The sequence below is a fragment of the Massilia glaciei genome (assembly GCF_003011895.2).
GTDB classification, from domain to species: Bacteria; Pseudomonadota; Gammaproteobacteria; order Burkholderiales; family Burkholderiaceae_D; genus Telluria_A; species Telluria_A glaciei.
The window spans coordinates 25,243-36,665 of record NZ_PXWF02000258.1; the positions used below are offsets into that span (position 1 = coordinate 25,243).

Below are 11,423 nucleotides of genomic sequence, written 5' to 3' on the forward strand. Positions count from 1 at the left end.
GCCGATCAGGTTGAGGGGAAGGCCCGGGCCCGGGCCGGGGCCAGGGCAGGGGCTCAGGGCAGGTCGGGCGCGCTGCCGTCGCGCGGGCTCACATGGCCGATCCGCGCCTTGAGCGACTGCGGTTTGTTTTCGAACAGGGCCGCGTAGTTGGTCGCGTTGGCCATGACGTTCTTGACGTAGCCGCGGGTCTCGGAGAACGGGATCGATTCGATGAACACGGCGCCCTCCATCGGCTCCTTGAGCAGCCGGCGCCAGGTGCGCGCGCGGCCAGGGCCGGCGTTGTAGCCGGCCGTCGCCAGCGGCTGCGAGCCGTCCACGTTGTTGAGCACCATGTTCAGGTAGTTCGAGCCGAGCAGGATGTTGGTGCGCATGTCGTCGAGCATCGAGTGCACGAAGCCGCTCAGGCCGATCTTGCGCGCCACCAGGTCGCCCGTGGCCGGCATCACCTGCATCAGGCCCGAGGCGCCCACGCGCGAGCGCGCGTCCTGCACGAAGCGCGACTCCTGGCGGATCAGGCCGTACACCCAGGCCTTGTCGAGGCCAAGGCTTTGCACGGTCGGATGCAGCACCTCGTTGTGCGGCGCCGGAAAGCGCTGGGTGTAGTCGAACAGCGTGCGGGTGCGCTCGGAGGTGTAGACCATGCGGTCGAGCAGCTTGTTCTGGCGCGCGAACTCGCCGGCCGCCAGCAGCTCGCGCTCGTTCATTTTGCGCGTCTCCCAGTTCCACTCGCGGTTGCCCTCGGGGCGCATGCCCAGCGCGTACATGCGGACCGCGCGGCGCAGCGCCGGGTTGGCGGCGGCGACCGCGGTTTCGGCAGCCGTCGGCGGCGCGGCGGCCGGTGGGATCGTGATCAACTGGCCCAGCTCCTCCATCGCCAGCTGGCCGTAGAACGAATTCTGGCCGGCGATGCGGCGGTACAGCGCCAGCGCGTCGACGCCGTGCGCCGGGTGCTGGGCCGCCGAGGCCTGCAGCGCGCGCGCCAGCCAGTAGCTCCAGGCGCCGTCGTCGCGCAGCGACGGCGGCATCGCCTCGATGGTGGCGCGCACCCGCTCCCATTGGCCGTGGCGCAGCGCGATCCGGGTCTTCCATTGGGCCGCCTCGCGCGTGAGCGGCGCGCCGGAGGTCAGCAGCCAGTAGTCGTTGGCCTCGGGCGCGAGTTTGATCGAGGCCGCCAGCGCCACGTTGCTCCAGCCGATCGCGCGCTCCTGCTCGCTCAGGCGCGCGGTGTTTTTGTTGAGAGAGATCGCGGCAAGGCTCAGGCTGGTGCGCGCCAGCCGTCCCACCGCGACCAGGTAGAGCTCGCGCTCGACGCGGTCTTTGCCGACCCCGCGCGCGACCACCAGCGCCGGCAGGTCGACCGCCTGCGCGGCGCGTGTTTCGGAGCCGCCGAGCAGGCCGGCGACGCGGCGCGCCGGGCCGGTGGCGCGGTCCTCCCCGGCCAGGCGCAACTGGGCCAGCAGGTCGTCGGTGTCGAACTGGCCGGTCTGGTGCAGCGCGGTGATCAGGGCGCCGCAGGCCTCGCCGTAGTTGGACGGGTCGAGCAGCAGCGCGCGCGCCTCGGGCGCGACGCGCTGGCCCTTGGCCGCGCGCGAGAGCAGCGCGTAGCACTTGACCTGCAGGTCGTCGTTGAGGACGAACAGCGGCAGCACCTGGTCGAAGGTGGAGAAGTCGCGCCGGCGCCCGAGCTCGAGCAGCCAGTCGTTGCGGATGCGGTCGGTCAGGGCGTTGCCCGGGTGGCGCTCGAGGAAATCGGCGATTTCGGCGCTCGTGACTTCATTCATGCGCGGTTTGAGCCGATAATAATCGAGATAGGCCGCGAACTCGTGGTTTGGCAGTTGCGCCGCGAGCATCTGCGCGCGCGCCAGGTTGTCTTGGCGCACGGCGTCGCGCAGCTGCAGGAAGGTTTGGTCGGCGGCGGAGACGGCGCCGCTGTCTTGGGCGAAGGCCGGCAGCGCCAGCAAACAGGCTCCGCCGAGGATCGCGCGGGCAAATAATTTCGACGGGGACATCAGTTTGAAACTCTCAATAAATACAGCATTCAACATATGACCGGCGCACCTAGAATACCATGCGTGCCGGCCCCTTTGCCAGCGCCCGCGCACGCCAACGACAAGTCGGCGTTGCGCAGGCAACTGCTGGCGGCGCGGCGTGCGATCGACCCCGCGCGCAAGATCATGTGGGACCGCGAGATCGGCGCGCGCCTGCTCGCGTGGTCGCGCGCGCGGGCGGTGCCGGAGCTGGCCGTGTATTGGCCCCTTGCAGGCGAACCGGACCTTAGCGAAGCCTACGCCGAACTGGCGCGGCGTGGCGTACGGCTGGCCTTGCCGGTGGTCACCGCGCGCGCCGCGCCGCTCGCGTTCGCCCTTTGGGAGCCGGGCGAGGCGATGCAAACAGACCAGATGGGGGTGGCGGTGCCGGCCGCGCTGCGCCCGCTTGCGCGCCCCGGCGCGATCGCGCTGCCGTGTGTCGGGTTCAATGCGCAGCGCTTCCGGCTCGGCTACGGCGGCGGCTATTACGACCGCACGCTCGAGGCGGCGCCACGGCCGTTCGCGATCGGCATCGCCTACGCGCAGCTCGAGGCCGGCTTCGACGGCGCCGCGCACGACATCGCGCTCGACCTGATCATCACCGAGGCCGGACCGCAATGTATCTGAAGCAGAGGTTGACCTACCTGGCGCTGGCCGCGTTCTTCCTCGGCACGGGGATCTATATCGGGATCGCGCCGGCGCGCGGCCTGCTGTTTTTTTTATTCGAGAGCGAACCGCGCGAGGCCCGCATCGTCTCGGGCGACCCGGCCTCGAAGGCGCGCGCGGGCCGGCCAATCTATTACGAATACGCGCAGGGCGGCGCGATCGAGCGCAGCCGCTGGCACTATCCCGACCGGGAGATCGACGGCGGCAAGTCCGGCCGCAACGGCGCCCTCGCCTACCCCGACCCGCTCGACCACAGCCGTGTGGTGGTGTCGGTGGTCAAGCGCTTCCCGGGCGTGTCGTGCCTCGTGCGCGAGTTCAACTTCGGCAAGATGGTATGGAACGGCATCGTCGGGCTCGGCCTGATGCTGCTCGGCCTGGGCGCGCTCGGGGTCGCCTTCGTCAAGGCCGGCTACTTCAAGTAGGCGGCCTTGGCGGCCTCATTTGCCCGCGAGGCGCTGCCACAGCGCGGTCGTGGGGCCCGCCTGGTTCATGCTGTAGAAGTGCAAGCCCGGCGCGCCGCCGGCCAGCAGGCGCTCGCACAGCGCCGTGACCACGTCGAGGCCGAAGGCCTTGATCGAGGCGCTGTCGTCGCCGAAGCTGGCCAGCTTGAGGCGCACCCAGCGCGGGATCTCGGCGCCGCACATGTCCGAAAAACGCATCAGCTGGGTGTAGTTGGTGATCGGCATGATGCCCGGCACCACGGGCACGTCGATGCCCAGCCTGCGGCTTTGCTCCATGAACTGGAAATACGCGTCGGCGTTGTAGAAATACTGGGTGATGGCCGCGTCGGCGCCGGCCCGCACCTTGCGCGCAAAGTTTTGCAGGTCGTCCTCGGGCGAGCGCGCCTGCGGATGGACTTCGGGATAGGCCGCCACCTCGATGTGGAAGGCGTCGCCGGTCTCGGCGCGGATGAATTCGACCAGTTCGCTCGCATAGCGGAATTCGCCGGCGCCGCCGTAACCGCTGGGCAAGTCGCCGCGCAGGGCGACGATGCGCGACACCCCGGCCAGCTTGAACTGGTTCAACACCTCGCGCACCGATTCGCGCGAACCGCCCACGCACGAGAGGTGGGGCGCGCCCACGTGGCCCTCGGCCAGGATCTCGCGCACCGTGTCGAGCGTGCCCTGCTGGGTGCTGCCGCCGGCCCCGAACGTGACCGAGAAATACTTGGGATTGTGCCCGGCCAGCTTGGCGCGCGCCACGCGCAGCTTGTCGGCGCCCTCGGCCGTCTTGGGCGGGTAGAACTCGATGCTGAAATTACTTGTGTCCATTATTTTTTACTCAGGAGCAAGGCCGACAGGGCCCAGGAGATGATGCTGTAGACGATGGCGGCGAGGATCGCGGGCAGGAAGCCGGTCACGTGGAAACCAGGCACGAACTGCGCCACGCCCCAGAACAGCAAGCCGTTGATGACGAAGATGAACAGGCCGAGCGAGAGCATGGTCACCGGCAGCGTCAGCAGCACCAGCACGGGACGGATCAGGGCGTTGACCAGGCCGAGCACGAGGGCGGCGATGAAGGCCGAGCCGATGCTGGCGAATTTCACCGAATCCATCAGGTACGGGAGCGCGAGCAGTGCGGCGGCGTTGATAAACCAGGTCAGTAGCAGGCGCATGGGGGTCTTCTTTATAGTTATGGGTAGGTCGAAATTCAGTGTTAAAAGCGCGGCGTGAAAAAAGCGCGGTGTTGAAAGCGGCCCTTGTCGCATCGTGCGGCAAGGGCCTGGTCGTGCTTTGCCAACTGCTGTTTATTTATTAATAAACATTAATAACGGTAGTGGTCCGGCTTGTAAGGGCCTTCCTTGCTCACCGTGATGTACGCGGCTTGCTCGTCGGTCAACACGGTCAGTTGCGCGTTGAGCTTTTTGAGCTGCAGGCGCGCCACCTTCTCGTCGAGGTGCTTGGGCAGCACGTAGACGCCGACCGGGTACTTGGCGGTGTTGGCGAACAGTTCGATCTGGGCGATCGTCTGGTTCGCGAACGACGAGCTCATCACGTAGGACGGATGGCCGGTGCCGCAACCGAGGTTGACCAGGCGGCCCTCGGCCAGCAGGATGATGCGCTTGCCCGACGGGAAGATCACATGGTCGACCTGCGGCTTGATGTTGTCCCACTGGTATTTTTTGAGCGAGGCGACGTCGATCTCGTTGTCGAAGTGGCCGATGTTGCAGACGATGGCCTGGTCCTTCATGGCCAGCATGTGCTGCTCGGTCAGGATATGGTAGTTGCCGGTGCAGGTGACGAAGATGTCGCCGTGCTCGGCCGCGTAATCCATGGTCACCACGCGGTAGCCCTCCATGGCCGCCTGCAGCGCGCAGATCGGGTCGATCTCGGTGACCCATACCTGCGCCGACAGCGCGCGCATGGCCTGGGCCGAGCCCTTGCCGACGTCGCCATAGCCGGCGATCACGGCAACCTTGCCGGCGATCATGACGTCGGTGGCGCGCTTGATGCCGTCGACCAGCGACTCGCGGCAGCCGTACAGGTTGTCGAACTTGGACTTGGTGACCGAGTCGTTGACGTTGATGGCCGGGAAGGCGAGCTTGCCGTCCTTGTGCATCTGGTACAGGCGGTGCACGCCGGTGGTGGTCTCCTCGGTCACGCCGAGGATCGCCGGCAGGCGTTTGGAGTACCAGTTGGCATCCTTGGCCAGCTGCGCCTTGATCGCGTTGAACAGGCAGATCTCCTCTTCGGAGCCGGGGTTGGCCAGCACCGACGGGTCGGTCTCGGCGCGCGTGCCCAGGTGCAGCAGCAGCGTGGCGTCGCCGCCGTCGTCGAGGATCATGTTCGAGTACACGGGCGCGCCCGCCTCTCTCGGCCACTCGAAGATGCGGTGGGTGTAGTCCCAATATTCGTCGAGCGTCTCGCCCTTGACCGCGAACACCGGGGTGCCGGCGGCGGCGATGGCGGCGGCGGCGTGGTCCTGGGTCGAGTAGATGTTGCACGAGGCCCAGCGCACGCGCGCGCCGAGCGCCTCGAGCGTCTGGATCAGCACGGCGGTCTGGATCGTCATGTGCAGCGAGCCGGTGATGCGCGCGCCCTTGAGCGGCTGGGCGGCGGCGAATTCCTCGCGGATTGCCATCAGGCCAGGCATTTCGGTTTCGGCGATTTTGATTTCTTTGTTGCCCCATGGAGCCAAGCTGATGTCGGCGATGTGGCAGTCTTGCAGGTCTTTGAGTACGGCGTTCATCACGCCCTCCTTTCAGTTAGAAAAAAGTAACGTGAGCGCAGTTGCGGTGGTGATTTCCGAGCCTGGCGAAATGGGTCATTTCGTCGCAACGCTCCTCGGACTGGGGAGTTTAGCATCTTCCGGGCGGGCTTGCCAGAATAGACGAGATCGCGCGGCAGCAATCGCAGGCTGGCAGAAACCAAATCGGCGACAACAACAACAGCAACAACAACAACAACAACAGCAACAACCAACGTCATCCCCGCGAAGGCGGGGACCCATGCTGAGCTCGATTGCAAGCTAGCGTTGGCAAATTTCGGTCCGGGCCCATAGGTTCGAACTGCATTTATGGGCGAACGCAGTATGGACCCGTTTTCACCGGTTTTTTGAGCGGGGATGAAAAAATGCGCCCACAGTGGGCGCATTTTTGATGGCTCGCTACGTGGCGATTACGACAAGCCGGCCTCGGCGCGCAGCAGCTGGACCTTGTCGGTGCGCTCCCACGTGAATTCCGGCTCCTCGCGCCCGAAGTGGCCGTAGGCCGCCGTCTTCTGGTAGATCGGGCGCAGCAGGTCGAGCATCTGGACGATGCCCTTCGGGCGCAGGTCGAAATGCTCCATCACCAGCGCGGCGATTTTTTCGTCCGGGATCACGCCCGTGCCCTCGGTGTAGACCGTGATGTTGATCGGCTTGGCCACGCCGATCGCGTAGCTGACCTGCACCTGGCACTGGCGCGCCAGGCCGGCCGCGACGATGTTCTTGGCCACGTAGCGCGCCGCGTACGCGGCCGAGCGGTCGACCTTGGACGGGTCCTTGCCCGAGAACGCGCCGCCGCCGTGCGGCGCCGCGCCGCCGTAGGTGTCGACGATGATCTTGCGCCCGGTCAGGCCGCAATCGCCCTGCGGGCCGCCGATCACGAAGCGCCCGGTCGGGTTGACCAGGTAGCGCGTGCCTTCGAGCCATTCGCGCGGCAGCACCTGCTTGATGATCTCCTCGATCACCGCCTCCTCGATCTGGGCGTGGCTCACGTCCGGATGGTGCTGGGTCGACAGCACCACGGTGTCGACGGCGACCGGCCGGCCGTCGATGTAGCGCAGCGTGACCTGCGACTTGGCGTCCGGGCGCAGCCACGGCAGGCGCCCGTCCTTGCGCAATTGCGACTGGCGCTCGACCAGACGGTGCGCATAATGGATCGCGGCGGGCATCAGCTCGGGCGTCTCGTCGCAGGCGTAGCCGAACATCAATCCCTGGTCGCCCGCGCCCTGGTCGAGGTCGAGGCCGGCGCCCTCGTCGACGCCCTGCGCGATGTCGGGCGACTGCTTGTCGTAGCAGACCATCACGGCGCAGCCGCGGTAGTCGATGCCGAACTCGGTGTTGTCGTAGCCGATGCGCTTGATCGTCTCGCGCGCCACCTGGATGTAGTCGACGTTGGCGTGGGTCGTGATTTCACCGGCCAGCACCACCAGTCCGGTGTTGCACAGGGTTTCGGCGGCGACGCGCGCCTTAGGGTCCTGCTCGAGGATGGCGTCGAGGATCGCATCGGAGATCTGGTCGGCGACCTTGTCGGGATGGCCTTCGGAGACGGACTCGGAGGTGAAGAGGTAGTTGTTTGACACGGCAAGCTCCTGTTACTGTTTCGATTAACTGTCGCAGTACAGCCTTTGCCTGCGACGCTTTAGCGACATTTATATTCCGCTTCGCAAGTTGTCTATTAACTCGGCGGATCCTGCAACGTGGTATTTTACGCTCCTTAAGATTTTTTGGTAAGCAACACCCCTTTTGTTGAATTAAATCAGAATATGCTCGTAACCCTGTTCCGCCTCCTCTCCGCCCTACCCCTACCGGCCCTGCACGCCCTCGGCGGCGCGCTCGGCTGGCTGGTCTACTGGGCCTCGCCGTCCTACCGCCGGCGCCTGCGCGGCAACCTCGAGGCCGCCGGCTACGGCCGGCACCTCTCAAGCGCCGTGGCCGAGGCCGGCAAGGCGATCGTCGAGCTGCCCTTCGTCTGGTGCGCCGCCCCCGGGCGCGTCGCGCGCCATGCGACGGACGAGAACTGGGACTACGTGCAGTCGGTGCTCGACAGCGGGCGGGGCATCGTGTTCCTGACGCCGCACCTGGGCTGCTTCGAGATCACGGCCCAGCAGATCGCGCAGCGCACCGCGCTCACGGTCATGTACCGGCCGCCCAAGAAGGCCGCGCTCAAGCCGCTCATCGAGGGCGCGCGCGCGCGCCACAACCTGCACCTGGCCCCGGCCAACCTGGCGGGCGTGCGGATCCTGGCCAAGGCGCTGCGGCGCGGCGAGCCGGTCGGCGTGCTGCCCGACCAGGTGCCGCAGGAGGGCGAAGGGGTGTGGGCGCCGTTCTTCGGGCGGCCCGCCTACAGCATGACGCTGCCGGCCAAGCTGGCGCAGCTGGGCAAGGCCGCGATCATCCTGGTGTACGCCGAGCGGCGCGCCGGCGGCAAGGGCTTCATCGTGCGCTTCGTGCCGTTCGAGGGCGCGCTCGAGGGCGGGCCGGCGCAGCAGGCCGCCGAGATCAACCGCGCCATGGAGCAGCTCATCGCGCGCTGCCCGGCCCAGTATTTCTGGAGCTACAACCGGTACAAGCAGCCCGAGGGCGTCGACGCCCCCGGGCAGGCCGACGCCCCCGCGCGGGCCGACCAATGAGGCTCCTGGTCGGCTTGATGTGGCTGCTGCACTGGCTGCCGCTGCCGGTGCTGGGCCGCTTCGGCGAGGCCGTCGGCAGCCTGCTGTTCGCCACGCTCAAGTCGCGCCGCCACATCGCGCTGACCAATCTGCGCCTGTGCATGCCCGAACTGGGCGAGGCCGAGCGCGTGGTGCTGGCGCGCCGCCATTTCCAGGCCTACAGCCGCAGCGTGTGGGAGCGCGCCATCTTGTGGTGGGCCAGCCCGGCGCGGCTGCGGCGCCTGATCCAGGTCGAGCCGGGGGTGCCGCTGGCGGCGATCGGGGCCGGCCCGACCATCCTGCTGTGCCCGCATTTCGTCTGCCTCGACGTGGCCGGCGTGGCCGTCATGCTCGAGTCGAGCCTGTGTTCGATCTATGTGCGCCAGAAGAACAGCGTTTTCGACGAGGTGCTGCGGCGCGGCCGCTCGCGCTTCCGTCCCGTGCAGTTATTTTCGCGCAAGGAGGGGGTCAAGCCGATCATCCGCGCGATGCGCGACGGCCTGCCCTACTTCATGCTGCCGGACATGGATTTCGGCGACAAGGACGCCCAGTTCGTGCCTTTCTTCGGGGTGCCCGCCGCCACCCTGACGGCGCCCGGGCGCATCGCCGCGGCCACCGGCGCGGCCGTGATCCCGGTGGTGGCGACCTTCCTGCCCGGCTATAAGGGCTGGCGCGTGACCTTCTACCCGGCCTGGGAAGACTACCCGGGGCCCGACCTGGTCGCGTCGGCGCGCCGCATGAACGCCTTCATCGAGGAGCGCGTGCGCGAGGCGCCGGCCGAGTATTTCTGGACCCACAAGCGCTTCAAGACGCGCCCGCCCGGCGAGGATTCGCTGTACGCCCCGCGCGAGGAGGCGGCGCCGCAGCCGGCCGGCGCCAACACCGGCGCCTGACGCTGACGCCGGACGCGCGCCGGCGCTATACTTAGCGCCATGAAACTCAAATTCACCAAAATGCATGGCGCGGGCAACGATTTCGTCGTCATCGACGCCATCAACCAGGACCTCGCGCTGACCCCCGAACAATGGCGCAGGCTGGGCGACCGCCGCTTCGGCGTCGGCGCCGACCAGATCCTCGTGGTGCAAAAGCCCGAGGGCGCCGACTGCGATTTCCGCTACCGCATCTTCAACCAGGACGGCGGCGAGGTCGAGCAGTGCGGCAACGGCTCGCGCGCCTTCGTCAAGTTCGTCACCGAAAAAGGCCTCACCGACAAGCGCAGCATCCGCGTCGAGACCATGGCCGGCGTCATCACGCCCCGGCTCGAGGACGACGGCGCGATCACGGTCGAGATGAGCGTGCCCGTGCTCGAACCGGCGCTGGTCCCGTTCGACAGCGCCGGGCTGGCCGGGGTGGCCGAGGGCCGCGACACGCTGTGGCCGCTCGCGCCGGGCGGGCAGGCGGTGCTGGTGTCGGTCGTTTCGATGGGCAATCCGCACGCGGTGCAGGTGGTGGCCGACGTCGAGCGCGCGCCCGTGCCCGAGACCGGGCCGCTGATCGAATCCGATCCGCGCTTTCCTAAGCGCGTCAACGCCGGCTTCATGCAGGTGCTCGGGCGCGGGCATGTGAAGCTGCGCGTGTTTGAACGGGGCGCCGGCGAGACGCTCGCCTGCGGCACCGGCGCCTGCGCGGCCGTGGTGGCGGGGATCAGGCGCGGCCTGCTCGACTCGCCCGTGCGCGTGAGCGCGCGCGGCGGCGAATTGTCGGTCGCCTGGGCCGGCGAAGGCGCGCCCGTCTTTTTGAGCGGGCCGGCGGTGACGGTCTACGAGGGCGAAATCACGCTGTAGCCGGCCCCTCTCAGGCGGCCATGTCGTATGGCGCGCCGGCGGTTGCGGCGCCGGCGCCGATGCCGGCGTCAGGCAAGTGCGCTTCGCCTGCGCCGATACCGGAATCAGGAAAGCGCGCTTCGCCTGCGCCGGATGTGGCGGCGGCCGCACCCGCATCAGGCGCGCCCGCGTCGGCGGCCGGCACCACCGTCTTGAGGCGGTACAGGCGCTGCCGGTAATTGCCCTCGGGCCCGCCCGGGCCGGAATCGATGTAGTCGAAGCGGCGCGCGATCTGGTCGAGCGCCTGACGTTCGGCCGCCGTTTCGATCAGCACGAGGCGGCGCTTGCTGCGCCCGTAGCTGGCGCGGATGTCGATGACCAGGCAATGCCCGCAGTCGGCGCTTTTGACGTCGAGCAGCAAGGCCTCGGCCCGGCTCAGGTTGAACAGCGCGGCCAGCGCGAGCCGGGCGCCGAGCAGCGGATGGCTGGCCGACACCTCGGCCGAGGCCAGCGCGCCCGTTTCGGTGTAGGCGCGCCCGGTTTCGCGCGGGGCGATGCGCGCGAGCGCGCCGGCGGCCTGCGTACAGCCCTGGGCCGCCGCCTTATGCAGCCAGTAGACGGCGCGCACGTCGTTGGCCTCGTGCTCGCGGCGCGCGCGCCAGGCGCTGTTGCCGCACTCGAACTGGGCGTCGCGGTACCCCATTTCGGCGGCCCGTTCGAGGTATTTTTGCGCGTCGAGCACATTGCGCTGCGAGAACTCGGGCTTGATGTAGATGCGCGAGAGCGCGTACCAGGCCGCCGCCAGCCCCTGTTCGCCGGCCAGCGTCAGGGCCCGGATCGCCTTTTTGAAATTGGCCGAACCGGTGCCGACGGCGACGCGCTTGCCGTCGACCCGCATGCGCGCGAACCACAGGCCGACGGCCATCTGGGCGTGCCGGTCGTGTTCGGCGGCGGCGAGCTCGAAGAAGCGGCGCAGCTCGGCCGGGCCGACCGCATGCGCCCTTTGCAGCGCTTCGGCGGCGGCGGCGGCCGCGGCGGCGGGGTCGGCCGGCCCGTGTGCGCCGTCGAGCACGCGCGCGCAGCGCGACAGCAGCAGCACCTCGTCGGGGGTGAGG

The 11,423-nt window shown here is 68.1% G+C and carries 11 protein-coding genes and 1 riboswitch; of the genes, 5 read left to right on the forward strand and 6 right to left on the reverse strand.

All coding sequences use genetic code 11. From position 1 onward, the window contains the following. Positions 1–53: 53 nt before the first annotated feature. Complete coding sequence (locus C7C56_RS18325) at positions 54–2,009, reverse strand: lytic transglycosylase domain-containing protein (protein WP_106758808.1); 1,956 nt, start codon at positions 2,007–2,009, stop codon at positions 54–56. Positions 2,010–2,072: 63 nt separating this feature from the next. Here C7C56_RS18325 and C7C56_RS18330 point away from each other — a divergent pair, with 63 nt between their 5' ends. Next, positions 2,073–2,654, forward strand: a complete 582-nt coding sequence (locus tag C7C56_RS18330) for a 5-formyltetrahydrofolate cyclo-ligase (RefSeq protein WP_229458853.1) — start codon at positions 2,073–2,075, stop codon at positions 2,652–2,654. After that, a complete protein-coding gene (locus C7C56_RS18335; protein ID WP_146204543.1) occupies positions 2,645–3,115 on the forward strand; it encodes a hypothetical protein in 471 nt (156 codons plus the stop codon). Before C7C56_RS18330 ends, C7C56_RS18335 begins: the two co-directional genes overlap by 10 nt. A gap of 15 nt (positions 3,116–3,130) precedes the next feature. Here C7C56_RS18335 and metF read toward each other — a convergent pair whose 3' ends face one another. The 4 genes from metF to metK form a co-directional block, all read right to left on the reverse strand. Beyond that, positions 3,131–3,964 (reverse strand): methylenetetrahydrofolate reductase [NAD(P)H], encoded by an 834-nt coding sequence (metF, locus tag C7C56_RS18340; RefSeq protein ID WP_106758811.1) that lies wholly within the window; start codon positions 3,962–3,964, stop codon positions 3,131–3,133. Beyond that, entirely contained in the window at positions 3,964–4,308 is a 345-nt protein-coding gene (locus tag C7C56_RS18345) for a phage holin family protein (protein WP_106758812.1), read from the reverse strand. Before C7C56_RS18345 ends, metF begins: the two co-directional genes overlap by 1 nt. Positions 4,309–4,457: 149 nt before the next feature. Continuing rightward, positions 4,458–5,882 carry an adenosylhomocysteinase gene (gene ahcY, locus C7C56_RS18350; RefSeq protein ID WP_106758813.1) on the reverse strand — a complete coding sequence of 475 codons (1,425 nt, stop codon included), beginning with the start codon at positions 5,880–5,882 and terminating at the stop codon, positions 4,458–4,460. Between the two features lie 26 nt (positions 5,883–5,908). Next, a riboswitch (S-adenosyl-L-homocysteine riboswitch) is annotated at positions 5,909–5,985 on the reverse strand. A 325-nt stretch (positions 5,986–6,310) separates the two neighbouring features. Next, positions 6,311–7,477, reverse strand: coding sequence for a methionine adenosyltransferase (gene metK / locus C7C56_RS18355; protein ID WP_106758814.1), 1,167 nt, complete (start codon positions 7,475–7,477; stop codon positions 6,311–6,313). Between the two features lie 183 nt (positions 7,478–7,660). Between metK and C7C56_RS18360 the strand changes: the two genes are divergently transcribed. The 3 genes from C7C56_RS18360 to dapF are packed head-to-tail and all read left to right on the forward strand — an operon-like array spanning position 7,661 to position 10,329. Beyond that, positions 7,661–8,527: a lysophospholipid acyltransferase family protein gene (locus C7C56_RS18360; protein WP_106758815.1), complete on the forward strand. Its 867-nt coding sequence runs from the start codon at positions 7,661–7,663 to the stop codon at positions 8,525–8,527. Next, positions 8,524–9,438, forward strand: a complete 915-nt coding sequence (locus C7C56_RS18365) for an LpxL/LpxP family acyltransferase (RefSeq protein ID WP_106758816.1) — start codon at positions 8,524–8,526, stop codon at positions 9,436–9,438. The genes C7C56_RS18360 and C7C56_RS18365 overlap by 4 nt, the downstream gene beginning before the upstream one ends. A 39-nt stretch (positions 9,439–9,477) precedes the next feature. Beyond that, positions 9,478–10,329, forward strand: a complete 852-nt coding sequence (gene dapF, locus C7C56_RS18370; RefSeq protein ID WP_106758817.1) for a diaminopimelate epimerase — start codon at positions 9,478–9,480, stop codon at positions 10,327–10,329. Between the two features lie 10 nt (positions 10,330–10,339). Here dapF and C7C56_RS18375 read toward each other — a convergent pair. Then, on the reverse strand, positions 10,340–11,423 hold a 1,084-nt coding region (locus tag C7C56_RS18375), incomplete at its 5' end, for a tetratricopeptide repeat protein (RefSeq protein ID WP_370660222.1).